Below are 21667 nucleotides of genomic sequence, written 5' to 3'. Positions count from 1 at the left end.
AGGCGGATGACGCGACGAAGGCGCGTCAGCACTCCACGACGTTGACGGCAAGTCCGCCGAGGCTGGTCTCCTTGTAGCGCTCGTTCATGTCCAGGCCGGTCTTGCGCATCGTCTCGATCACCTGGTCGAGAGTGACCCGGTGCGAGCCGTCGCCGACCAAAGCGAGGCGCGAGGCCTCGATCGCCTTGATCGCGCCGACCGCATTGCGCTCGATGCACGGGACCTGGACGAGGCCGCCGACCGGATCGCAGGTGAGGCCGAGATTGTGCTCCATGCCGATCTCGGCGGCATTCTCGATCTGGCCGTTCGACCCGCCCAGCGCGGCGGTCAGACCCGCCGCGGCCATCGAGCAGGCGACGCCGACCTCGCCCTGGCAGCCGACCTCGGCGCCGGAGATCGAGGCATTCTCCTTGAACAGCGAGCCGACCGCTGCGGCGGTCAGGAGGAAGGTACGGGTGCCCTCCTGCGTCGCGCGCGGCGTGAAGCGCTGATAGTAGCGCAGCACGGCCGGCACGATGCCGGCGGCGCCATTGGTGGGCGCGGTGACGACCTTGCCCCCGGCCGCGTTTTCCTCGTTGACCGCGAGCGCCCAGAGGTTGACCCAGTCGATCACGGTCAATGGGTCCTGCAGCGCCCGTTCGGCGCGCTCGGTGAGCAATTTGTAGAGAGACGGCGCGCGGCGCTTCACGTTGAGCCCGCCCGGCAGGATGCCGTCGACCGCCATGCCGCGGTCAATGCAGGCCGACATGGCGGCGTCGATCGCATCGAGCCGCGCATCGATCTCTTCGTCGGAGAGGCTCGCCTGTTCGTTGGCCCGGGCGATAGCGGCGATGGGAAGGTCTTCGCGCGCGGCGATCTCGAGGAGCTCGGCGCCGGAGCGGAAGCGGTGGGGCACGTCCCACGCGCCCTCGGGCGGCGCGTTGCGCGCGACCGCCGCTTCATCGACGATCGCGCCGCCGCCGACCGAATAATAGACCCTGCTTTCGGTGTCGCCGGCCGCGGTCGTTGCGGTGAAGCGCATGCCGTTGGAATGGTGCGGCAGCCGCTCGCGCTGGAGGAAGCGGACATCCTCCGCCTCGTCGAACGGGAGGTCGCGGGTGCCGGCGAGGCGAATGCGGCCGGTCTCGCGGATGCGCTTGACAGTCCGCTCGGCTTCGTCCGGATCGATGGTGGCCGGGCGTTCGCCGGACAGGCCGAGCAGCACGGCGCGATCCGTCGCGTGACCCTTGCCGGTCAGCGCGAGCGAGCCGTAGAGATCGGCCTCGATCCGCACGACCTCGTTCAACAGTCCCTTGTCACGCAGCCCCTCGACAAAGTCGCAGGCGGCCGTCATCGGTCCCATCGTGTGCGAACTCGACGGGCCGACGCCGATCTTGAACAGATCGAAAGTGCTGCAGACCAAGCCACCTCTCCTTGCCCGCGCCCATGGACCGGCGCCGGGGCGATGACAAGCACGCCCTTCGTCCTGCTCGACGACGCCCGTGATGGTGGCGCGGCGTGGCTCTATCGCGACCCCGTCGAGATCGTCGAGACCCGCGACCTGGCGGACGTAAGCGCCTGTCTGGAACGGCTGCGCGGCCGTCATGCGGCGGGATTTCTTTCCTACGAGGCAGGCTGTGCCTTCGAGGACAAGCTGCGCCCGCTGGCCGAGGCGCCGGCGGGGGAGGCGCCGTCCTTGCTCTGGTTCGGCCTGTTCGAACGGGCCGAACCGGTGAATGCGGCAGCGCTCCTGCCCGATCCCGCCGGCGCCTATGCAGCGTCCGCGCGTCCGCTGATCGCCGAGGCCGATTACCGCGCGGCGATCGCGCGGGTGCTGGAGCATATCGCCGCCGGCGATATCTATCAGGCCAATCTCACCTTCCAGGCGGAGGTGAAGGTGTTGGGCGATCCGCTGGCGCTCTATGCAGCGATCCGGTCGCGCGCGCGCGCCGGGCATGGCGGGATCGTCTTCACCGGGACGCACTGGCTGCTGAGCTTCTCGCCCGAGCTGTTCTTCACCATGACGGAGGGCCGTGTCACGACGCGCCCGATGAAGGGCACGGCACCGGCAGGGTCGAACCCGGATGCGCTGAGGACGGACCCCAAGCAGCGCGCCGAGAACCTGATGATCGTCGATTTGCTGCGCAACGACCTGTCGCGTCTGGCGAAGCCCGGCACCGTCGAGGTGCCGGAGCTGTTCGCGGTCGAGGCCTATCCGACCGTGCTGCAGATGACCTCCACTATCACGGCCGAGCTGGAAGACGGCAAGGACCCGATTGACCTCCTGCACGCCATCTACCCCTGCGGTTCGATCACCGGCGCGCCGAAGATCCGGGCGATGGAGATCATCCACGACGTCGAGGCGGGGCCCCGCGGCGCCTATACCGGCGTGATCGGCCGGGTTGCGCCGGACGGCGAAGCCGCGTTCAATGTCGCAATCCGGACGCTGACGCTGAGGGCAGGCGGGACGGTCGCCCGGCTCGGGCTGGGCTCGGGGATCGTGGCCGACAGCCGCGCCGACGAGGAATGGCGCGAATGTCTGGCAAAAGGGGTGTTCGTGGCGACGACGAGACGGTTCGATCTGATCGAGACAATGGCCTTCGATCCGCACGTCGGCATCGCCGATCTCGACCGTCATCTCGCCCGGATGAAGCGCAGCGCCGAAGCGTTCGGCTTCCCCTTCGATCGCCACGAGGCGCGCAACGAGCTGCAGGCCGCGACCTTCCGGGCCGGCCCCAGCCTGGTGCGGCTGCTCGCCTCCAGCACCGGCGCGATGGCGATCGAGCTGCGGCCCCTGCCGGCCGCACCGGCCGGAGCCGTCGCGGTCGCGGTGGTCCCGCGCCCCGTCGCGTCGGAGGATTTCCGGCTGCGCCACAAGACCACCGATCGCGCCTTCTACGACGAGGCGCGTGTCCGCGCTGGCCGGTTCGACGTGCTGTTCCGCGATTCCGGCGGCTTCCTCACCGAAGGATCATTCACCTCGCTCTTCGTCGAGCGCGCGGGGCGCCTGCTGACCCCGCCGCTCACGCGCGGCCTTCTCCCCGGCATCCTGCGCGAGCGCCTGATCGCCGAAGGCCGGGCAGGGGAGGCCGACCTGACCGAGGCCGACCTCACCGGTGGCTTCTTCATCGGCAATGCCGTGCGCGGCCTGATTCCGGCGGTCCTGGCAAGCGCCGGTTAAGTCGCGCCGGGCTATGGGGCCGCCATGAGACTCGATCGACGTGCCTTTCTCGGCCTTGGCGGCGCCGCCCTGTGCGGCGGCGTCGCGACGATGTTCGCAGGGCGGCCGGTCGAAGCCGAGCAGCGCCGCTTCGCCTTCACTTTGACCGACGCGCAATGGCGCCAGCGCCTGAATCCGCAGCAATTTTCCGTGCTGCGCGGCCACGCGACCGAGCGCGCCGGCTCCAGCCCGCTCGACAACGAGCATCGGCGCGGCACCTTCCACTGTGCCGGGTGCGGCCAGCCGCTCTTCTCCTCGCGCGCCAAGTTCGACAGCGGCACCGGCTGGCCGAGCTTCTGGCGGCCGCTGCCGCGTGCCGTCGGCACGCGCGAGGACCGCAGCCTGATGATGGCGCGCACCGAGGTCCATTGCGCGCGCTGTGGCGGCCATCTCGGCCACGTCTTCAATGACGGGCCGCGGCCGACCGGCCTGCGCTACTGCATGAACGGCGTCGCGATGACCTTCCGGCCCGCCTAGGTGTTTGGTCCCGTGGGGTGGCGGTGGGCCGGTCGGCTTTGGCGTGGAGCTGGGCGCAGGCGAGCTTCGAGGTGCGGTCGATCGCGACATAGAGATGGAGCGAGTAGAGGCAGTCCCGGATCAGGTCCGGGACCTTCGCGGCAGCAGCGTGTGGCGCCGAAACGCCATGATCATCGCCTCTTCCTCAAGCGTCAGCACGGTCGAGTGCATGGCCTTCGGCCCCATCGGGGCATCCGTGACGCCCGCCCGCCTGCGCCACTTCTGCACCGTCGTCGGGCTGATCCCGTGCCGCCGCGCCAGCGCCCTTACGCTCTCTTCACTCCGCTGTATCGCTCGACGGACTGCCGCTGTCGTGCGGGCGCTCCCGTGTAGAACCGGCCCATAGCTCCTCCCGCTGGCGATGACGATAAACCGTATCACCATTCCACGGGACCAAACACTTAGGGCACACACAAAAAAGGCCGGCGCGAGGCCGGCCTTTTCGTCAACAGGGTTTGGATAACTCCTACTGGATCGGCACCAGGTTCACCGCCGCGGTCTTGCCGCGCCGGTCGACCTCGAGCTCGAACTCGACCCGGTCGCCCTCGTTGAGGGAGATCATGCCGGCCCGCTCGACCGCCGAGATGTGGACGAAGGCGTCCGGCTGCCCGTCGTCGCGGGTGATGAAGCCGAAGCCCTTGGTCGCATTGAAGAATTTGACCGTGCCCTGAGCCTTCTCGCCGGTCAGCTGACGCTGCGGGCCACGCTCGCGCGGCGCCGATTCCTCGACCGGGAGGGGATCGCCCTCGATCTTGAGGTCGGTCGCCGACACGCGCCCGCCGCGATCGACGAGCGTGAACTCGAGCGGCTGGCCCTCGGCCAGGCCGGTCAGGCCTGCCTGCTCGACGGCGGAGATGTGGACGAACACGTCCTCGCCGCCATCATCGCGAACGATGAAGCCGAAGCCCTTGTGCGGATTGAAGAACTTGACGACGCCCTTGGCCTCGCCGACGACCTGCGGGGGCATGCCGCCACCGCCGCGGGGACCGCCGAAGCCGCCACCGCCGCCGCGCGGACCGCCAAAGCCGCCCCCACCGGCGCCGCCGCCGCCGCGATAGCCGCCACCACCGCCACCGCTGAAGCGGTCACCGCCATAGCCGCTGCCACCGCCGCCGAAGCGATCGCCGCCGCCGCCATAACTTCTTTCAAAACCGCCGAATTCTTCGCCGCCGCCAATATTGTCGCGCTTGTCTCTGCCGCGACCACCGCGCTCGCCGCGGCGCCCTTTGTCGAAACCCATCTGATTCAGTTACTTTCCCGCGCCCAATCCCCTGTCAAAACCACCGCGCCGGGCAAGAACGCGCAAAGGCTACCGCGCCGAAAAGCGGCTCGGCACCGAATCCTATAGCCGAAAAAACCCAGATGGGCGAGGGGTTTTGCCCGCGTTGCTCGCGCGAAACCGCGTTTGCGTTGCCCGGGCCGGCGACTTCATGCATGGACGGAGCGATCAACCGCTGCCGGAGACGACATGTTCGAGGTCTTTTCGATCTTCGCCCAACCCGAGGTCTGGGCGGCCCTTATCGCCTTGATCGTGATGGAGGTTGTACTCGGGATCGACAATCTGATCTTCATCTCGATCCTGTCGAACAAGCTCCCCGAGGGGCAGCGCCAGCGGGCCCGGCGGATCGGCATCAGCCTCGCACTGGTGATGCGCCTGATCCTGCTGTCCGGCATCGCCTGGCTGGTCGGACTGACCACGCCGGTCTTCGATCTCGGCATTCAGGGCCTACCGGATTCGCACGGTAATCCGAGCTTCGAGACCGCCTTTTCCTGGCGCGACCTGATCCTGATCGCCGGCGGCCTGTTCCTGGTCTGGAAGGCGACCAAGGAAATTCACCACAATGTCGATCCGTCGCCGGCCGACGACGTGTTCGACACGTCGCGTGCGACGCTCGGCTTCGGCGCGGCGATCTTCCAGATCCTGCTGCTCGACCTCGTCTTCTCGATCGATTCCATCCTGACCGCGGTCGGCATGACCGATCATCTGATTATCATGGTGATCGCCGTGCTGGTCGCCGTGGGGACGATGATGCTGGCGGCCGATCCGCTCGCCAACTTCATCAACAACAATCCGACCGTCGTGATGCTGGCGCTCGGTTTCCTGCTGATGATCGGCGCGGTGCTGATCGCCGACGGCTTCGGCGTCCACGTCCCCAAGGGCTATATCTATGCGGCGATGGCCTTCTCGGCGCTGGTCGAGGGGCTCAACATCTGGTCGCGGCGGGCGAAGCGGCGGCGCGAGGAGGCGGACGAGTAGCGCCACGCGCCCGCGCCCGGCCATTGAGCGTTCACGCGCTTGGCCCTATGCGGGGGCGATGACCGTCTATTTCCATGAGGAAGACCTGCCCGCCGGCGTGCTCGGCCCCGGCCCGGTCGCCGTCGATACCGAGACGATGGGCCTCCAGCTCGGCCGCGACCGCCTGTGCGTCGTGCAGATTGCCGACGGCGGCGGCGACGAGCATCTCGTCCGCTTCGGCCCGGGCAGCGATTATGCCGCGCCCAATCTGAAGGCGGTGCTCTCCGATCCGGCGCGGCTCAAGCTCTACCATTTCGCCCGCTTCGACCTCGCCTCGATCCAGGCCTATCTCGGCGTGATGGCGGCGCCGGTCTATTGCACCAAGACCGCCTCGCGGCTGATCAGGACCTATACCGACCGGCACGGGCTCAAGGACCTCGTCAAGGAGGTGCTCGGCCAGGAGATCTCCAAGCAGCAGCAGACCTCGGACTGGGGCGCGCCGGACCTCAGCGACGCGCAGAAGGACTATGCCGCCTCCGACGTGCGCTACCTCCACGAGCTCAAGGCGCAGCTCGACATCCGGCTCGTCCGCGAGGGCCGCACCGCGCTCGCCCAGGCCTGCTTCGATTTCCTCCCCCACCGCGCGCGGCTCGACCTCGCCGGCTGGGCGGAACAGGACATCTTCGCCCATGTCTAGGGTCCAGACTCCCGAGCCCTGCCATGTCTGAGCTTGCCGAACGCGAGCGGGTGAAGGCGCGGCTGTGGGCGGCGCCGGGCGGCTCGCACGATCGCGTCATCCATGCGATGAAGCTCGGCCTGCCGGCGCTGATCGGCGTCGTGCTCGCCTTCCTCGCCTTCTCCCCGCTCGAGGAGAAGCAGGAGGTCAGCTTCCTGCTCGACAAGAACAAGGTCGACCATGCCGACGACCGGATGCGGGTCGATTCCGCCCAGTATCGCGGCGTCGACAATCGCGGCCGCCCGTTCGTGATCGACGCCCAGCAGGCGCTCCAGCGCAGCGCCGCCGAGCAGGTCGTCTACTTGAGCGGCATGCGCGCGGAGATGGGGCTGGAGAAGGGCCCGGCGGAGCTGCGCGCCAACCGCGCGCGCTACGACATGCGCAGCGACCAGGTGGACGTGCTCGGCCCGATCCTCGTCACCACCGCCGACGGCTACCGGATGCAGACCCGCGACGTCACCGTCGACCTGCGCCAGCGCCGGCTCGCCAGCGACGGCGCGGTCGACGGCCAGATGCCGCTGGGGACCTTTTCCGGCGGCCGGCTCGAAGCCGACATGGGCAGCCGCACCGTCGTGCTCACCGGCCGACCGCGGCTTCATATCGTGCAGGGGGCAGTCCGATGAATACGTCACGCTGGCTCGCTCTGGGGAGCGTTGCCGTCGCTTCGGTTGCGGTCGCCTTGCTGGCGGCGCCGCCGGCCTCCGGGCAGGGCGGCGGCTCGGCGCTCAAGGGCCACGACACCAACCAGCCGGTCGACGTCGCCGCCGACCGGATCGAGGTGCAGGACCGCGCCGACCGCGCGATCTTCTCCGGCAACGTCGATGTCCGGCAGGGCAATCTGCGCCTTGCCGCGCCGCGCCTCACCGTCACCTATGCCGATGCCAGCGGCATCGATATCCAGCGGCTGGAGGCGAGCGGCGGCGTGACGCTCACCAGCCCGTCGGAGAATGCGCGCAGCAATGTCGCGATCTACGATCTCAACCGCCGGGTGGTGACGATGATCGGCAACGTGACGCTGCGCCGGGCCGGCAACAACGTGAACGGCGGCCGGCTCGTGCTCGATCTCGACAGCGGCCGGGCGGTGATGGACGGCGGCACCGCCGGATCGCCGAGCCGCGCGTCGAGCGGGCGGGTCACGGGGCGCTTCACCGTGCCGCAGCGCGCCAACCCGACGACACCCCCGGCGCCGGAGCCCAAGGGCAGCTGACCCCGCCAAAGCCACGAAAAACCGCCATGCAAGACTCTCGCCGGTTGTCGCCTTCCGGCCAAACGCCTAACTAGGCGCGGCGACAGGGAGCCTGCATGAACGAAACTCTGCCCATCGAACGGCCCGACGCCCAGGCGGCGGTCGGCGAGCTGTCTCGCGGGCTTTCCGTCATCTCGATCGCCAAATCCTATGACAAGAAGGCGGTGCTGACCGACGTCAGCCTCGGCGTCGACCGCGGCGAGGTGGTCGGCCTGCTGGGGCCGAACGGCGCCGGCAAGACGACCTGCTTCTACTCGGTCATGGGGCTGGTGAAGCCGGACAGCGGCCGTATCCTGCTCGACGGCGAGGACATTACCGGCCTCCCCATGTACCGGCGCGCGATCCTCGGCCTCGGCTATCTGCCGCAGGAAACCTCGATCTTCCGCGGCCTGACGGTCAGCCAGAACATCATGGCCGTGCTCGAGGTCGCCGAGCCCGACAAGGCGGCGCGGCAGGCGCGGCTCGAGCAACTGCTGGCCGAATTCCATATCGAGCGCCTCCGCGACGCCCCGGCCATGGCGCTGTCGGGCGGCGAGCGGCGGCGCTGCGAGATCGCCCGGGCGCTCGCGGCCAACCCGTCGATCATGCTGCTCGACGAGCCCTTCGCCGGCATCGATCCGATCTCGATCTCCGACATCCGCGATCTCATCGTCGAATTGAAGAAGCGCAACATCGGCGTCCTCATCACCGACCACAATGTCCGCGAGACGCTGGAGATCGTCGACCGCGCCTGCATCATCTATGGCGGCCAGGTCCTGTTCGCCGGCAGCCCGGAGGATCTGGTGGCCGACGAGAATGTCCGCCGCCTCTATCTCGGCGAGAGCTTCGAGCTGTAGTGATGATCTTCCGGTTTCGTCATTGCGAGGAGCGTAGCGACGAAGCAATCCAGATTGCCGGCAGAACGGAGGCTGGATTGCTTCGCTTCGCTCGCAATGACGGGGTGGCGTGACCATGGCGCTTGGGCCCCGCCTCGATCTCAGACAATCGCAATCGCTGGTGATGACGCCGCAGCTGCAGCAGGCGATCCGCCTGCTTGCGCTGTCGAACCTCGAAGTCGAGGCGTTCATCGCCGAGGAGATCGAGAAGAACCCGCTGCTCGAAACCGGCGCGGCCGATCCCGATGCGCCGCCTGCGCCGGAAGCTGAACCTGCGCCCGTAGCCGAGTTCGAGGGAAACGAGTACCACTATGAAGGCGAGCCGCTGCCCGAGGTAGACGCGAGCGGCGGCGAGGGCGCGCTCGACATCGACGCGAACGGCGAGGATTTCCATCAGGACAGCGCCGTCGATTCCGGACGCGGCCTCGATGGCGGCCTGGGTCTGGAGGGAATTGGCACCGGCGGCAGTGCGGAGGACGGGCCGGATTTCGACGCGTTCGAAAGCGGCGGCGTCTCGCTCCAGGAACATCTGCTGCGCCAGGCCGGCGAGTTGCTCTCCGGCACGGACCTCGTCATCGCCACCCATATCGTCGAGCAGATCGACGAGACCGGCTATTTCCTGAGCCCGCTGCTCGACGTCGCGCAGCGGCTCGGCGTGCCGCTGGCCGAGGCCGAGCGGGTGCTCGGCGTGATCCAGACGCTCGATCCCGCCGGTGTCGCGGCGCGAAACCTCGCCGAATGCCTCGCTTTGCAGGCGAAGGATGCCGATCGCTACGATCCCTGCATGGCGCGGCTGATCGCCAATCTCGATTATCTCGCCAAGGGCAATCTGCCGGCGCTGAAACGCATCTGCCAGGTCGACGACGAAGACCTCGCCGACATGATCCGCGAGCTGCGCGCCTATGACCCCAAGCCCGGCCTCCGCTTCTCGGCCGATGCCGAGCGGGTCGATGCGATCACGCCGGACATCTTCGTCGCCCGCCGCGGCCTCGGCTGGGCGGTGGAGCTGAACGGCGCCACCCTGCCCCGGCTCCTCGTCAACCGCTCCTACTATCAGGAGCTGTCCAGCGGGCCGCAGGACAGGCAGTCGAAGGCCTGGCTCAACGAGTGCCTGCAGAGTGCCAACTGGCTGATGAAGGCGCTCGACCAGCGCGCCCGCACCATCGTCAAGGTGGCGAGCGAGATCGTGACCCGGCAGGAAGGCTTCTTCCGCCACGGCGTCGCCCATCTCAAGCCGCTCACCCTGCGCGCCGTCGCCGAGGCGATCGGCATGCACGAATCGACGGTGAGCCGCGTCACCTCGAACAAGTATCTCGCCTGCGAGCGCGGCCTGTTCGAGCTGAAATATTTCTTCACCTCGGGCATCCAGTCGGCCGACGGCGGCGACGCGGTGTCGGCCGAGGCGGTGAAGAGCCGGATCAAGGCGCTGATCGCCGCCGAGGAGGCAAGCAAGATCCTCTCCGACGACCAGCTCGTCGACATCCTGAAGGGTGAGGGCTTCGACATCGCCCGGCGCACGGTCGCCAAATATCGCGAGGCGATCGGGCTGGGCTCGTCGGTCCAACGGCGGCGGCAGAAGGCGATCGGGCGGGCGGCTTAGGTTCCTTAGCCGTTGAGCATGGCCTTTTGTGTGGCGAGAGTAGTTCTCAGCAGATCTATGGACACCCGAACTGAGGGGGAATCTAGCAAGGCCTTGCTCAGGTCCAGCTTGTCCTGGCTGCTCTGAAGCACGGACCTGCCCATTTCCCCAGTCTGATCCCTACACCTGAGCAGGGCAGCTATATCGTCCGTGGCAGAATAGACGCTGTCCGCGAACTCATTGAATCTCCTGTGAATTTGCTTAAGGCGATACTGCTCAAAAGGTTGCCACCAACGCGTCGTTTCTATGATGGCCATGAGAGAGGAGTCCAGATCGGCGCCCCTCTCGTGCAGCATTCTTTCGAGTCGTACCAAGGCGATGTCCGCCTCGTCGATCCGCTGAAGGGCGGTGATCCGAATTTCCTCGATAAGCCTTTCTATATCGACGTCTTTTCCTTTCTTCCTATAAGCTTGCACTGTCTTAACGATCGTATCGGTCAACTTGACGCCCGAAGCGGCGGCCGTAAGCGCGTCATCAATGCCAAGAGCCACAGTACCCTCCCCTCAATATTTATGTCCGTCACTTTGCAATTTGTTGGCGAACCACTCAAGTGATTGAACCGGATGAGGGTTACCGGCTGCGGGCTTGCAAAAGCCTCAGTGAGCGATAGTAACCGCCAAGTGCGAACTCTTCCTTGGCTGATGACACCCTTGTTCCTGTTGTCCTGCGCGACGCCCGAGGCCCGGCTGCGCACGGGTCTCGTCAACGCCGGTCTGCCCGCCGGCCTCTCCGCCTGCATGGCGGAGCGGATGGTCGACCGGCTGTCGCTGATCCAGCTCCGCCGGCTCGCCGACCTGCCGGCCGCCCGCGAGGCCGCATCGGTCGAGCAGTTCCTGCGCCGTGTGCGGGCGCTGCGCGATCCGGAAATCTGGGCGGTGGCGTCAAGCTCGGCCGGGCTCTGCGCCAGTGGTTTTGCCGGCTAGGCAGAATGCTGCATCGCAGCGCTTCCCATCGCCCCGACTCTATGCTTTAGGCGACGGGCGATGAACATTCACGAATATCAGGCCAAGGAATTGCTGGCCAAGTTCGGCGTCCCCGTTCCGGCGGGCCATGCCGCGATGAGCGTCGACGAAGCAGTGGCCGCCGCGAGCAAGCTCCCCGGGCCGCTCTACGTCGTCAAGGCGCAGATCCACGCCGGCGGGCGCGGGAAGGGCAAGTTCAGGGAACTTGGCCCCGACGCCAAGGGCGGCGTCCGGCTGGCCCGCACCACCGAAGAGGTGCGCGCGGCGGCGAGCGAGATGCTCGGCAACACGCTGGTGACGGTGCAGACCGGCGAGGCCGGCAAGCAGGTCAACCGCCTCTACGTCACCGACGGCGTCGACATCGCCAAGGAATTCTATCTCGCGCTTCTCGTCGACCGCGCCACGGGCCGTATCGCCTTCGTCGCCTCGACCGAGGGCGGCATGAACATCGAGGACGTGGCGCACGACACGCCGGAAAAGATCCACACGTTCGACGTCGATCCCGCGACCGGCTTCATGCCGCATCACGGCCGCGCCGTCGCGGCGGCGCTGGAGCTCGGCGGCGACCTCGCCAAGCAGGCGCAGAAGGTCGCAAAGCTGCTCTACGACGCGTTCGTCGGCACCGATGCCGCGCAGATCGAGATCAACCCGCTCGCCGTCACCGAAGCTTCAGGGGATTCCGGGGCAAAGCTGCTCGTCCTCGACGCCAAGGTCGGCTTCGATTCCAACGCCGAGTTCCGCCACAAGGACCTCGAAGCGCTGCGCGACGAGACCGAAGAGGATCCGATGGAGCTGGAGGCGTCCAAGCACGACCTCGCCTACATCAAGCTCGACGGCAATATCGGCTGCATGGTGAACGGCGCCGGCCTCGCCATGGCGACGATGGACATCATCAAGCTGAACGGCGCCTTCCCGGCCAACTTCCTCGATGTCGGCGGCGGCGCCTCCAAGGAGAAGGTGACGGCGGCGTTCAAGATCATCCTCAGCGATCCGGCGGTCGAGGGCATCCTCGTCAACATCTTCGGCGGGATCATGCGCTGCGACATCATCGCCGAGGGCATCGTCGCGGCGGCGAAGGAGGTGCAGCTCTCGGTGCCGCTGGTCGTCCGGCTCGAGGGCACCAATGTCGAGGAGGGCAAGCGCATCCTCGCCGATTCCGGCCTTGCCATCGTTCCCGCCAACGATCTGGGCGACGCCGCCCGCAAGATCGTCGCGGAAGTGAAGGGCACAGTCGACGCGTAGCGCGCTGTTTGCGTCATCCCAGCGAAAGCTGGGATCTCGGTGCCTTTGCGGCGCCTGAAAGGGAAGAGAGATTCCAGCTTTCGCTGGAATGACGAGTTGGGAAGGATGTGGGAATGAAGCTCCTGGTCGCCGTGAAGCGGGTGATCGATTTCAACGTCAAGCCGCGGGTGAAGGCCGACGGCACGGGCGTCGATCTCGCCAACGTCAAGATGAGCATGAACCCGTTCGACGAGATCGCGGTCGAGGAAGCGATCCGGCTCAAGGAGAAGGGCGCGGCGACCGAGATCGTCGCGGTCTCGATCGGCCCGGCCAAGGCGCAGGAGACGCTGCGCACCGCGCTGGCCATGGGCGCCGACCGCGCGATCCTGATCCAGACTGACGACGAGGTCGAGCCGCTGGCCGTGGCCAAGCTGCTGGCCAAGGTGACGGAAGAGGAGCAGCCGGGACTGGTGATCCTCGGCAAGCAGGCGATCGACGACGATTCGAACCAGACCGGCCAGATGCTGGCCGCCTTGCTCGGCTGGCCGCAGGGCACCTTCGCCTCGAAGGTCGAACTTTCCGGCGACAAGGTCGACGTCACCCGCGAGGTCGACGGCGGCCTCGAGACGGTGAAGCTGAGCACGCCGGCGGTGGTCACCACCGACCTCAGGCTCAACGAGCCGCGCTACGCGTCGCTGCCCAACATCATGAAGGCGAAGTCCAAGCCGCTCGCGACCAAGGCGCCGGCGGATTACGGCGTCGACACCGCGCCGCGGCTCCAGACCCTCAAGGTCGCCGAGCCCCCCAAGCGGTCGGCAGGCGTCAAGGTCGCGGACGTGGATGAACTGATCGGCAAGCTCAAGACGTTGGGAGTGGTGGCATGACGAGCCTGGTTCTGGTCGAGCATGAGGGCGGACAGGTCAAGGACGCCACCCTCGCCACCGTCACCGCCGCCACGAAGCTCGGCGACGTCCATCTGCTGGTCGCCGGACAGGGCGTCGGCGCCGTCACCGAGGCGGCCGCGAAGATCGCCGGCGTCGGCAAGGTGCTGGCCGCGGACGACGCGTCGCTCGCGCACAATCTCGCCGAGAATGTCGCGCCGCTCGTCGCCGGACTGATGGCCAGTTACGACGCCTTCGTCACGCCCGCGACCACCACCGGCAAGAACATCGCGCCGCGCGTCGCCGCCCTGCTCGACGTGATGCAGATTTCGGACATCCTCTCGGTCGAGGGCGCCGACACCTTCACCCGGCCGATCTATGCCGGCAATGCGATCGCGACGGTGAAGTCGTCGGATGCGAAGAAGGTCATCACGGTGCGCACAACTGCTTTCGAGAAGGCGGCCGCGAGCGGCGGTTCGGGCACCGTCGAGACGGTGACGGGTGCCGGCGACAAGGGCATTTCCAGCTTCGTCGGTGCGGAGCTTTCCAAGTCGGAACGCCCGGAGCTGACCAGCGCCAAGATCATCGTCTCGGGCGGGCGGGCGTTCGGCTCGTCGGACCAGTTCCACAGCCTGCTCGATCCGCTCGCCGACAAGCTGAAGGCGGGCGTCGGCGCCAGCCGGGCCGCGGTCGACGCGGGCTATGCGCCGAACGACTATCAGGTCGGCCAGACCGGCAAGATCGTCGCGCCCGAAGTCTATATCGCGATCGGCATTTCCGGCGCGATCCAGCACCTCGCCGGCATGAAGGATTCGAAGACGATCGTCGCGATCAACAAGGACGAGGACGCCCCGATCTTCCAGGTCGCCGACGTCGGCCTGGTCGGCGACCTCTTCAAGATCGTCCCGGAGCTGACCGAGAAGCTGTAGGTCTAGGTCGCGCCGCGCTCACGTGCGGCGCGATCTTCTTCGAGCCGGTCCAGCCAGTCGTCGACCAGCGCGGCGAAGACCTGCTGCTGGTCGATCGGCACGCCATGCTCGGCGCGATCGAGCGTGACGAATGTCGCTCGCGGGAAGCCCGGCATCAGCCGCCACGCATCGCGATAGCCCACGCTCGCGTCGAGGCGGCCGGTCACGATCAGTGCCGGCCGCTCGAAGCCGGGGAGGCTGCCGGCCAGGGCGCGGAGCCGGTAGCGGCTCGGGTCGCCGCGGATCGATGTCAGGAACGCCTGGTTCGCGGCCGCCATGGCCGGTGTTACGGCTTCGCGCATCTTGGCGCGCATCGCCTCAAGATAGGCCAGCGTCTGGATCATCAGTTCGCCCATTGCCTCGCGTTCGGCTGGGGCAATCGTCTCCCGCACCGCGGCATCGGTGATGATCGGCGCGGGCGGATCGACATCGCGCCGCTCATTGTCGGGCACGATCAGGGGCGCGCGCAGCAGCAGGCCGTCGACGCGGATGTCGGGCCGCGCGAGCGCGCCGAGCGCGAGATAGGCGCCTGCGGACGTCCCGGCCAGGATCGCCGGTCCATCGCCGATCCTGTGCCTGATCCACCGCGCGAGCCCATCGAGCATGTCATCGAGGTCGCGAATGCGCGGATCGGCCGGGCTACGGCCCATGCCGGGCAGGTCGACATAGTGACGCCGCCACCCCGTCCGCCGCGCGAAGATCGGCTCGTAGATCCGGATTTCGTCCCGGTGGTCCATCGACCAGCCGTGAACGAACACGATGTCGCGGCCGCTGCCCTCCGACCGGCTCCAGAGACCCGGAGCTGGCGCAGTCTCCGCGCGGGCGCTTGCTGCGGCCCATAGCGCTGTTGCGCCAACCGAAAACTGCCTGCGATCGATCATCCTGACTCCCGCGTGACGTGGTATTCCGGATTTCCCCCAAAGTTGGCATTGGGGCGAGAAACCGGTGAGCGAAACTACCTCTGACGTCATCACACTGCTTTACTCACGCACCCGTCGAGCGATGTCCTGCCGGTTCCATCGCGCTTCACGACAACGGAAAACGGGAAGCCATGATGGCGCGCGCCGGCACATCCCGGGACGCGCTGGGCAGCCATGCTGCGCCGGCTCTCGGAGCCGATCCCGCCGGTTGATCTCACTGCGCGCGAGCGATGGCGCCCGGGTCCCCATTCCGGGCGCGAACAGTCGCTTTGCAGGCTGGAAACGCGTCCGGGGCTCAGGCCCCGCGGCGCCCGTTGCGGCGGTCCGAATTCCACTCCTCGCGCGTCTTGCAGACGCGGACGCTGCGCATACGCTCCCCGACGCGGCCGCTCTCGACCACCCGGCGACGGCAGATCAGCGCATCGTCGCCATCTTCCTCGGTGTTCTCGACAGCCGTCTGTGCGTCCTCGTCGGCAGGCGCGTCGGCCTGCGCCACGAACAGCAGGGCTGCCAGCAACGAAACGTGCATTTGAATCTCCGAAACCCCCGTTGGAAACGGCGGATTAAAACGATCTTTCCGTCCTGCGCAATGCGATAATTTCATGCCGCTTTTGCGAGACTGTCCCGTGCTGGTCACACCGCCGCGAGCGGACTGAAGGTCAGATCGATCTCGAACGTGCCATTTCCGGCCAGGCCGGCAGGCAGCCTGAGCGGCGCGCAGCGCATCACCGACCGGATCGCGGCTTCGGCCATCCGCGGCGCGTAGAGCCGGTTGGCGGGTGTGACACCTTCCTGCGCGACGACGGTCGGCATCCCTTCGAGCATCCCTTCGGCCGTCAGGAAGATCCGCAGGCGGGTGACGATCTGCCGCCCCGCATGGCCGACCCTCGGTCCGCGATAGCAGCGCCGCACCTGGTCCGCCGCGCTGCGCAGCAGCTGGTCCCAATCCGGCTCGGGCGCAGCGGCCACGACCGTCGCCATCGGGCGGCCGGGAACGGCGCAGCCGCCCGCGGCCGCTGCGAGCAGCGGCAGCAGACACAGCCCCGTGCGTCGTCCGGTCGGCAAGCGCATGGCCTGCATCCTATCCGAGCCGTTTCGCCCGGCAAATGACGCTTCGTCGAAAAAGACTCCGTACCGGTCATTCAGACCGGTTGCGGCGCCTTCGGTGGCAGCGGGAAGAACGTGATGAAACGCTCGGCCAGGATGTGGTCGCCGGCGATGGCGAGCGCGCCCTCGGCTTCGAGCGTTGCGAGTGGCACGCCGCCATAGACGGCCGCGGCCACGGCGCGGGCGGCACCGGTGAAGACGAGATCGGCCCCGTCGGGGTCGCCGCGCGTCGCGTCGATCGCGCCCTCCTCCAGCCGCAGCACATAGCTTTCGCGGCCCAGCCGGAAGCCGATCGTCGCGGTCAGGTCCTTGTGCCGCGCCGGCTGGTTCATCGCCTGGAAGGAGAGCATCAGCGACACCGCGCTCAGATGCAGCGTGGGATCGTGCAGCGGCGAGCGTGTCGCCCAGCGACCGAGCGCCCCCATGATCGGCTTCGACTGATAGCCCCATTCGGTGAGCTCGTAGACCTGGACGGCCGCGGGCGGCGGCAGCTGCCGCTTCACCACAATGCCCGCGGCTTCCAACCCCTCCAGCCGCTGGGTCAGCACGTTGGCGCTGATTCCGGGCAGGTCGGCCCGTAGGTCGCCGAAGCGCTTCGGGCCCATCATCAGCTCGCGCATCACCAAAAGTGCCCAGCGCTCGCCGATCAGATCGAGGGCGTGGGCGGTGCCGCAGGCGTCCTCATAGCGGCGTCGCGACGGGCCGTTCTCCGAGTCGGTTATATTTTGTAACTTCATAGTTGCTTTTTATAACTCACGAGGGCATTAGATGCAAGTCCCGAGTCGCGGAAAGGACGCGAATCGGGCCGAAAAATGGAGAGAGAGATGCCGGCCGAAGCCCAACTCAGACCCGCCACCGAACTGGCCGAGGCCAGCACGACGCGCCAGCTGGGTGAAAGCGCGGACTATCGGCGGGCGCGGACCGCGCTGCTCGCCGAGGAGATCGCGCTGCGCCGCCAGATCCAGCGCGTCGCCGCCCAGCGCCGTACCCTTCCGCCCGGCCCCGCGCCGAAGGACTACCGGTTCCTCGACGAGCAGGGCAACGAGGTCGGCCTCGCCGATCTGTTCGGCCGGCACGACACGCTCTTCACCTATTTCTGGATGTTCGGGCCCCAGCGCGCGCGGCCCTGCCCGATGTGCACCTCGTTCGTCGGCTCGCTCGACATTCCCGCGCCCGACATCGCGCAGCGCCTGTCGGTCGCGATCGTCGGCCGCTCCCCGGTCGCGCGGCAGCTCGCCTTCGCCCGCGAGCGCGGCTGGCGGAACCTGAACTTCTATCAGACCGTCGGCGACGATTTCCCTCGTGACTTCGGCGCGCTCGGCGACTCCGGGGAGGGCGCCGCAGTGCTGGTCTGGACCCGTGACGGCGACACCGTGCGCCTGTTCTGGGCGGCCGAGGGCGGCTCGGAAACCGCCGATCCCGGCTTCGACCCGCATCTCGCGCCCGATCCGACGCCGCTCTGGAACATCCTCGATATGACGCCGGCCGGTCGCGGGACCGACTGGTATCCGTCGCTCGCCTATGCGGACGGCGGCCGCTGACGCCGTCACACAACAGAACAAGCCAGGGAGACTATCAATGTCCAGGATGATTTTCGTGAACCTGCCGGTGGCCGATCTCGACGCCGCCAAGGCCTTCTACGAGGCGATCGGCGCGGTGAACAACCCGCAGTTCACCGACGAGACCGCCGCCTGCATGGTGTTCAGCGATACGATCTTCGTGATGCTGCTGACCCATGAGAAGTTCGCGGAGTTCACCCCCAAGAAGATCGCCGACGCCCATGCGACGAGCGAGGTGCTGATCGCGCTCTCGGCCGAGAGCCGCGAGGGCGTCGACGAGATCGCCGACAAGGCGCTCGCCGCCGGCGGCCGGGAGTCGCGCGAGCGGCAGGATTACGGCTTCATGTACGCGCGCAGCTTCGAGGATCTCGACGGCCATATCTGGGAACCGATGTGGATGGACCTCGAAGCCGCCACCGAGGCGATGCAGCCCGAGACCGCGGACGCCTGAGGCCTCCGCCGCGGCGCCGGCCTCACCCCCCAGGGCCGGCGCCGCCAGTTTTTCCGAAGACCCCGCTCCGGCGGCGAGACCCAGAGGAGGAAGTGATGTCCGTCTTTCGCACCATCGTGATCGTGGCCGTTTCGTTCGTGGCCACCGGGATCGCCATTGCCGGCGAGCATCTGCCGGCGGTCGGCGGCCTGATCGCCTGAGCGCCCCAGAATCCGGAACCTGTCATGCGCAGCGAGAAGATCACCGTCCGCAACCCGAACCATCCCGGCAAGACCGAGCAGGTGGACGCCGGCAAGTATCGGGCGATGGAAGCCGCGATGCTGGCCGTCATCCCTGTCGAAGCGCCGGGCCTGACCGTCGCGGCGCTGAAGGGGCCGGTCGTGGCGCGGCTTCCGGAGAGCCTGTTCCCGGGCGGCGCCACCGCCGGCTGGTGGCTGAAGCTGGTGCAGCTCGACCTCGAGGCGCGCGGCGAGATCCGCCGCAGCGCCGGATCGCCGCTGCGCCTTCACCGCACCTGACTTTACATGAAGAGGAGAGGAACGATGACCGAGATTTCCAACATCACCCCGACGCTGACCCCGCATCTCGTCTGCGACGGCGCCGCCGACGCGATCGAGTTCTACAAAAAGGCCTTCGGTGCCGAGGAGCTGATGCGCATCCCCGGCCAGGACGGCAAGCTGATGCACGCCTGCGTCGCGATCAACGGCGCGATGCTGATGCTGATGGACGAGATGAAGGAGATGGGCGCGCTCTCGCCCAAGACGCTCGGCGGCACGCCGGTGACGCTGCACATCCACGCGACCGATGCGGACGCCGCGATCGCCAGGGCCGAAGCGGCCGGCGCCACGGTGGTCATGCCCGCCTCCGACATGTTCTGGGGCGATCGCTACGGCGTGGTGAAGGACCCGTTCGGCCACAGCTGGTCGATCGCCCATCCGCTGCGCGACACGGTGATGAGCGAGGCCGAGCTGCGCGCGGCGGCGCTCGACGCGACCTGCGGCCAGCCGGCCCCGGCGACGGCGTGAGCCCGGCCGGAGAGGACGCGCGTCATGACCAACCCCCTTGTCACCGGCTACGACTGGTCGCCGGACCGGGGCCTCGGCCTGGTGCGCGACATACGCGTGCGCTGGGCGCTGGAGGAGGTCGGCCAGCCCTATGACGTGCGGTACCTCTCCTGGGGTCAGCAGAAGGAGCCGGCGCACCGCGCCCGCCATCCGTTCGGCCAGGTGCCGACCTATGAGGATGACGATTTCGTCCTGTTCGAATCGGGCGCCATCGTGCTCCACATCGCGGAGACTTGGCCGGGTCTTTTCCCCGAAGACCGAAGAGGCCGGGCGCGGGCGATCGAGTGGATGTTCGCCGCGCTCAACACGGTCGAGCCGGTGGTCTGGGAGCATCTGCGCGCCGCCGTGTTCGAACAGGGCGAGGACTGGGCGAAGGCGCGGCTTCCCGGCGTGGAGGCGCGCCTCAGCGAACGGCTGGAGGAGCTGTCCGCCCGGCTCGGCGACGCCGAATGGCTCGACGGCGCGTTCAGCGCCGGCGACCTGCTCATGGTCGCGGTGCTCCGCTACCCGAGCACGGCGGACATGATCGGGGCCTATCCGAACCTCGCCGCCTATGTCGCGCGCGGCGTGGCGCGGCCCGCCTTCGTCCGCGCGCTCGACGCGCTGAGGGCAGGCCAGACGGGCGCGGCGCCCGCCGGCTGGCCGCAATAAGGGAGGAGAGAGACGTGTCGAACCCCGTCATCACCGCTTTCGACTGGGTCCCGTGGTTCGCCCGCGGCCAGGTGCGCGACCTGCGCGTGCGCTGGGCGCTGGAGGAGGTCGGGCAGAGCTACGACGTCCGCTATCTGCCCCAGGGCACCCAGAAGGACCCGCCGCACCGCGCTCTTCAGCCCTTCGGTCAGATCCCGACCTACGAGCTGGATGGGCTGAAACTGTTCGAATCGGGCGCCATCGTGCTCCGCATCGCCGAGACGCATCGCGGTCTCCTGCCCGAAGATGCTGGCGGCCGGGCGCGGGCGATCGAATGGATGTTCGCCGCGCTGAACACGGTCGAGCCGCCGATCATGGACTATGTGATCGCAACCCTGTTCGAGGAGGACCAGCCCTGGTCGAAGCCGCGGCTGCCCGCGGTCATCGCGCGGATCGCCGAGCGGCTGGACGAATTGTCGCGGCGGCTGGGCGAAAATGATTGGCTCGACGGCAGCTTTTCGGCCGGTGACTTGTTGATGGTCGCGGTGTTGCGGCAGCTGAAGGAGTCGCCGCTTGAGCGTGCGCACGACAATCTCGCCGCTTATGTGGCGCGCGGCGAGGCGCGGCCGGCCTTCCAGCGAGCATTTGCCGCCCAGCTGGCGGGCTTCACCGCCGCCCCGCCGCCTGAATATGCGTTCCTGGATCAACCCCCGACGAGGCAAGGAGAGAGATGATGACCTATGTGGAAGGGTTCGTGGCCGCGGTGCCGACCGAGAACAAGGAGGTCTATCGCAAGCATGCCGCCGATGCGGCGCCGCTGTTCAAGGAATTCGGCGTCCGGCGGATGGTCGAGAATTGGGGCGACGACGTGCCCAAGGGCAAGGTCACCGACTTCCAGGGCGCGGTCCAGGCGAAGGACGACGAGACGGTCGTCTTCTCCTGGTTCGAATATCCCGATAAGGCGACCCGCGATGCCGCCAACGAGAAGATCATGAACGACCCGCGCATGCAGAGCATGGGCGAGACGATGCCGTTCGACGGCAAGCGCATGATCTATGGCGGCTTCGAAGCCATCGTCGACCAGAAAGCCGACGGTACGACCGGCTATACCGACGGCTATCTGCTGCCTGTGCCGAACGACAAGAAAGAAGCCTACAAGGCGATGGCCGAGAAGGCCGCCGGCAGGTTCCGGGAATATGGTGCACTGCGCGTCGTCGAGGCGTGGGGTGACGATGTTCCCGACGGCAAGGTCACCGACTACAAGCGCGCGGTGAAGGCCCAGGAAGGCGAGAACGTCGTCTATTCTTACGTCGAATGGCCCGACAAGGAGACCCGTGACAAGGCCTGGGAGAAGATGATGTCCGATCCCGACATGCAGCCAGACGGCGAGATGCCGTTCGACGGCCAGCGCATGTTCTGGGGCGGCTTCCGCCCGATCGTCGACGAATAGGCGCTGC

General features: G+C 67.6%; 26 protein-coding genes and 2 pseudogenes. 20 read left to right on the top strand and 8 right to left on the bottom strand.

The features are described 5' to 3' along the window. Positions 1–25 precede the first annotated feature (25 nt). Positions 26–1402, bottom strand: coding sequence for an L-serine ammonia-lyase (locus tag RCO27_RS11535; RefSeq protein WP_309002817.1), 1377 nt, complete (start codon positions 1400–1402; stop codon positions 26–28). A gap of 42 nt (positions 1403–1444) precedes the next feature. On the opposite strand from RCO27_RS11535, the gene pabB reads away from it, so the two are divergent. Then, positions 1445–3160 carry an aminodeoxychorismate synthase component I gene (gene pabB / locus RCO27_RS11530; protein WP_309002816.1) on the top strand — a complete coding sequence of 572 codons (1716 nt, stop codon included), beginning with the start codon at positions 1445–1447 and terminating at the stop codon, positions 3158–3160. Positions 3161–3184: 24 nt separating this feature from the next. Beyond that, positions 3185–3676, top strand: coding sequence for a peptide-methionine (R)-S-oxide reductase MsrB (gene msrB / locus RCO27_RS11525; RefSeq protein ID WP_374990378.1), 492 nt, complete (start codon positions 3185–3187; stop codon positions 3674–3676). Between the two features lie 138 nt (positions 3677–3814). Here msrB and RCO27_RS11520 read toward each other — a convergent pair. Both RCO27_RS11520 and RCO27_RS11515 read right to left on the bottom strand, forming a co-directional pair. After that, positions 3815–4099, bottom strand: a pseudogene (locus tag RCO27_RS11520) (helix-turn-helix domain-containing protein); the annotation flags it as partial. Positions 4100–4181: 82 nt separating this feature from the next. Next, positions 4182–4955 carry a cold-shock protein gene (locus RCO27_RS11515; RefSeq protein WP_309002815.1) on the bottom strand — a complete coding sequence of 258 codons (774 nt, stop codon included), beginning with the start codon at positions 4953–4955 and terminating at the stop codon, positions 4182–4184. A gap of 228 nt (positions 4956–5183) precedes the next feature. Here RCO27_RS11515 and RCO27_RS11510 point away from each other — a divergent pair, with 228 nt between their 5' ends. The 6 genes from RCO27_RS11510 (at position 5184) to rpoN (ending at position 10408) form a co-directional block, all read left to right on the top strand. Beyond that, positions 5184–5972, top strand: a complete 789-nt coding sequence (locus tag RCO27_RS11510; protein ID WP_309002814.1) for a TerC family protein — start codon at positions 5184–5186, stop codon at positions 5970–5972. Positions 5973–6030: 58 nt separating this feature from the next. Further along, entirely contained in the window at positions 6031–6648 is a 618-nt protein-coding gene (locus tag RCO27_RS11505) for a ribonuclease D (protein WP_309002813.1), read from the top strand. 23 nt (positions 6649–6671) lie between these two features. Then, a complete protein-coding gene (lptC, locus tag RCO27_RS11500) occupies positions 6672–7310 on the top strand; it encodes an LPS export ABC transporter periplasmic protein LptC (RefSeq protein WP_309002812.1) in 639 nt (212 codons plus the stop codon). Continuing rightward, entirely contained in the window at positions 7307–7894 is a 588-nt protein-coding gene (gene lptA, locus RCO27_RS11495) for a lipopolysaccharide transport periplasmic protein LptA (protein WP_309002811.1), read from the top strand. The genes lptC and lptA overlap by 4 nt, the downstream gene beginning before the upstream one ends. Positions 7895–7989: 95 nt before the next feature. Next, positions 7990–8769 (top strand): LPS export ABC transporter ATP-binding protein, encoded by a 780-nt coding sequence (lptB, locus tag RCO27_RS11490; RefSeq protein WP_309002810.1) that lies wholly within the window; start codon positions 7990–7992, stop codon positions 8767–8769. A gap of 115 nt (positions 8770–8884) precedes the next feature. Next, positions 8885–10408, top strand: coding sequence for an RNA polymerase factor sigma-54 (gene rpoN, locus RCO27_RS11485; protein WP_309002809.1), 1524 nt, complete (start codon positions 8885–8887; stop codon positions 10406–10408). Positions 10409–10413: 5 nt separating this feature from the next. On the opposite strand, the gene RCO27_RS11480 is transcribed toward rpoN, so the two are convergent. Continuing rightward, a complete protein-coding gene (locus RCO27_RS11480) occupies positions 10414–10938 on the bottom strand; it encodes a hypothetical protein (RefSeq protein ID WP_309002808.1) in 525 nt (174 codons plus the stop codon). Between the two features lie 150 nt (positions 10939–11088). Between RCO27_RS11480 and RCO27_RS11475 the strand changes: the two genes are divergently transcribed. From RCO27_RS11475 to RCO27_RS11460, 4 genes are all read left to right on the top strand, one after another. Continuing rightward, positions 11089–11370 carry a hypothetical protein gene (locus tag RCO27_RS11475; RefSeq protein WP_309003204.1) on the top strand — a complete coding sequence of 94 codons (282 nt, stop codon included), beginning with the start codon at positions 11089–11091 and terminating at the stop codon, positions 11368–11370. Positions 11371–11430: 60 nt separating this feature from the next. Next, positions 11431–12651, top strand: coding sequence for an ADP-forming succinate--CoA ligase subunit beta (gene sucC / locus RCO27_RS11470; RefSeq protein ID WP_309002807.1), 1221 nt, complete (start codon positions 11431–11433; stop codon positions 12649–12651). A 113-nt stretch (positions 12652–12764) separates the two neighbouring features. Continuing rightward, the gene (locus RCO27_RS11465; RefSeq protein ID WP_309002806.1) at positions 12765–13514 is read left to right on the top strand and encodes an electron transfer flavoprotein subunit beta/FixA family protein; all 750 of its coding nucleotides are present in this window, start codon (positions 12765–12767) and stop codon (positions 13512–13514) included. Next, positions 13511–14440, top strand: coding sequence for an electron transfer flavoprotein subunit alpha/FixB family protein (locus RCO27_RS11460; protein ID WP_309002805.1), 930 nt, complete (start codon positions 13511–13513; stop codon positions 14438–14440). Before RCO27_RS11465 ends, RCO27_RS11460 begins: the two co-directional genes overlap by 4 nt. 2 nt (positions 14441–14442) lie before the next feature. On the opposite strand, the gene RCO27_RS11455 is transcribed toward RCO27_RS11460, so the two are convergent. The 4 genes from RCO27_RS11455 to RCO27_RS11440 form a co-directional block, all read right to left on the bottom strand. Next, complete coding sequence (locus RCO27_RS11455) at positions 14443–15360, bottom strand: alpha/beta hydrolase (protein ID WP_309002804.1); 918 nt, start codon at positions 15358–15360, stop codon at positions 14443–14445. A 334-nt stretch (positions 15361–15694) separates the two neighbouring features. Beyond that, positions 15695–15928, bottom strand: a complete 234-nt coding sequence (locus RCO27_RS11450; protein ID WP_309002803.1) for a hypothetical protein — start codon at positions 15926–15928, stop codon at positions 15695–15697. Positions 15929–16032: 104 nt separating this feature from the next. After that, positions 16033–16470, bottom strand: coding sequence for a hypothetical protein (locus tag RCO27_RS11445; RefSeq protein WP_309002802.1), 438 nt, complete (start codon positions 16468–16470; stop codon positions 16033–16035). A gap of 71 nt (positions 16471–16541) precedes the next feature. Beyond that, complete coding sequence (locus RCO27_RS11440) at positions 16542–17243, bottom strand: helix-turn-helix domain-containing protein (protein ID WP_309002801.1); 702 nt, start codon at positions 17241–17243, stop codon at positions 16542–16544. 87 nt (positions 17244–17330) lie between these two features. On the opposite strand from RCO27_RS11440, the gene RCO27_RS11435 reads away from it, so the two are divergent. The 8 genes and pseudogenes from RCO27_RS11435 to RCO27_RS11400 all read left to right on the top strand — a co-directional run bounded on the left by RCO27_RS11435 (position 17331) and on the right by RCO27_RS11400 (position 21660). Next, a complete protein-coding gene (locus RCO27_RS11435; RefSeq protein WP_309002800.1) occupies positions 17331–18047 on the top strand; it encodes a DUF899 family protein in 717 nt (238 codons plus the stop codon). A 37-nt stretch (positions 18048–18084) separates the two neighbouring features. Beyond that, positions 18085–18516: a VOC family protein gene (locus RCO27_RS11430; RefSeq protein ID WP_309002799.1), complete on the top strand. Its 432-nt coding sequence runs from the start codon at positions 18085–18087 to the stop codon at positions 18514–18516. Between the two features lie 224 nt (positions 18517–18740). Next, a complete protein-coding gene (locus RCO27_RS11425) occupies positions 18741–19034 on the top strand; it encodes a DUF6958 family protein (protein ID WP_309002798.1) in 294 nt (97 codons plus the stop codon). 24 nt (positions 19035–19058) lie between these two features. Beyond that, entirely contained in the window at positions 19059–19541 is a 483-nt protein-coding gene (locus RCO27_RS11420) for a VOC family protein (RefSeq protein WP_309002797.1), read from the top strand. 24 nt (positions 19542–19565) lie between these two features. Then, entirely contained in the window at positions 19566–20231 is a 666-nt protein-coding gene (locus RCO27_RS11415) for a glutathione S-transferase family protein (protein ID WP_309002796.1), read from the top strand. Between the two features lie 14 nt (positions 20232–20245). After that, on the top strand, positions 20246–20944 hold the full coding sequence (locus RCO27_RS11410) for a glutathione S-transferase family protein (protein ID WP_309002795.1): 699 nt from the start codon (positions 20246–20248) through the stop codon (positions 20942–20944). Then, positions 20944–21291, top strand: a pseudogene (locus RCO27_RS11405) (DUF1428 domain-containing protein); the annotation flags it as partial. The gene RCO27_RS11410 and the pseudogene RCO27_RS11405, both read left to right, overlap by 1 nt. Continuing rightward, positions 21283–21660: a DUF1428 domain-containing protein gene (locus RCO27_RS11400; protein WP_374990386.1), complete on the top strand. Its 378-nt coding sequence runs from the start codon at positions 21283–21285 to the stop codon at positions 21658–21660. The pseudogene RCO27_RS11405 and the gene RCO27_RS11400, both read left to right, overlap by 9 nt. The last annotated feature ends 7 nt before the right edge of the window (positions 21661–21667 follow it).

It is taken from the genome of Sphingosinicella sp. LHD-64 (assembly GCF_031157375.1).
Classification (GTDB): Bacteria; Pseudomonadota; Alphaproteobacteria; order Sphingomonadales; family Sphingomonadaceae; genus Allosphingosinicella.
Note: the sequence above shows the minus strand (reverse complement) of the source record. Positions and strands in the feature narration are given on the sequence as shown.

Excerpts from the sequence above, each read along its gene's own strand:
- pabB (WP_309002816.1), top strand. The coding sequence starts at position 1,445 with ATGACAAGCACGCCCTTCGTCCTGCTCGACGACGCCCGTGATGGTGGC.
- msrB (WP_374990378.1), top strand. The coding sequence starts at position 3,185 with ATGAGACTCGATCGACGTGCCTTTCTCGGCCTTGGCGGCGCCGCCCTG.
- RCO27_RS11515 (WP_309002815.1), bottom strand. The coding sequence starts at position 4,955 with ATGGGTTTCGACAAAGGGCGCCGCGGCGAGCGCGGTGGTCGCGGCAGA.
- RCO27_RS11510 (WP_309002814.1), top strand. The coding sequence starts at position 5,184 with ATGTTCGAGGTCTTTTCGATCTTCGCCCAACCCGAGGTCTGGGCGGCC.
- RCO27_RS11505 (WP_309002813.1), top strand. The coding sequence starts at position 6,031 with ATGACCGTCTATTTCCATGAGGAAGACCTGCCCGCCGGCGTGCTCGGC.
- lptC (WP_309002812.1), top strand. The coding sequence starts at position 6,672 with ATGTCTGAGCTTGCCGAACGCGAGCGGGTGAAGGCGCGGCTGTGGGCG.
- lptA (WP_309002811.1), top strand. The coding sequence starts at position 7,307 with ATGAATACGTCACGCTGGCTCGCTCTGGGGAGCGTTGCCGTCGCTTCG.
- lptB (WP_309002810.1), top strand. The coding sequence starts at position 7,990 with ATGAACGAAACTCTGCCCATCGAACGGCCCGACGCCCAGGCGGCGGTC.
- rpoN (WP_309002809.1), top strand. The coding sequence starts at position 8,885 with ATGGCGCTTGGGCCCCGCCTCGATCTCAGACAATCGCAATCGCTGGTG.
- RCO27_RS11475 (WP_309003204.1), top strand. The coding sequence starts at position 11,089 with ATGACACCCTTGTTCCTGTTGTCCTGCGCGACGCCCGAGGCCCGGCTG.
- sucC (WP_309002807.1), top strand. The coding sequence starts at position 11,431 with ATGAACATTCACGAATATCAGGCCAAGGAATTGCTGGCCAAGTTCGGC.
- RCO27_RS11465 (WP_309002806.1), top strand. The coding sequence starts at position 12,765 with ATGAAGCTCCTGGTCGCCGTGAAGCGGGTGATCGATTTCAACGTCAAG.
- RCO27_RS11460 (WP_309002805.1), top strand. The coding sequence starts at position 13,511 with ATGACGAGCCTGGTTCTGGTCGAGCATGAGGGCGGACAGGTCAAGGAC.
- RCO27_RS11455 (WP_309002804.1), bottom strand. The coding sequence starts at position 15,360 with ATGATCGATCGCAGGCAGTTTTCGGTTGGCGCAACAGCGCTATGGGCC.
- RCO27_RS11450 (WP_309002803.1), bottom strand. The coding sequence starts at position 15,928 with ATGCACGTTTCGTTGCTGGCAGCCCTGCTGTTCGTGGCGCAGGCCGAC.
- RCO27_RS11445 (WP_309002802.1), bottom strand. The coding sequence starts at position 16,470 with ATGCGCTTGCCGACCGGACGACGCACGGGGCTGTGTCTGCTGCCGCTG.
- RCO27_RS11440 (WP_309002801.1), bottom strand. The coding sequence starts at position 17,243 with ATGAAGTTACAAAATATAACCGACTCGGAGAACGGCCCGTCGCGACGC.
- RCO27_RS11435 (WP_309002800.1), top strand. The coding sequence starts at position 17,331 with ATGCCGGCCGAAGCCCAACTCAGACCCGCCACCGAACTGGCCGAGGCC.
- RCO27_RS11430 (WP_309002799.1), top strand. The coding sequence starts at position 18,085 with ATGTCCAGGATGATTTTCGTGAACCTGCCGGTGGCCGATCTCGACGCC.
- RCO27_RS11425 (WP_309002798.1), top strand. The coding sequence starts at position 18,741 with ATGCGCAGCGAGAAGATCACCGTCCGCAACCCGAACCATCCCGGCAAG.
- RCO27_RS11420 (WP_309002797.1), top strand. The coding sequence starts at position 19,059 with ATGACCGAGATTTCCAACATCACCCCGACGCTGACCCCGCATCTCGTC.
- RCO27_RS11415 (WP_309002796.1), top strand. The coding sequence starts at position 19,566 with ATGACCAACCCCCTTGTCACCGGCTACGACTGGTCGCCGGACCGGGGC.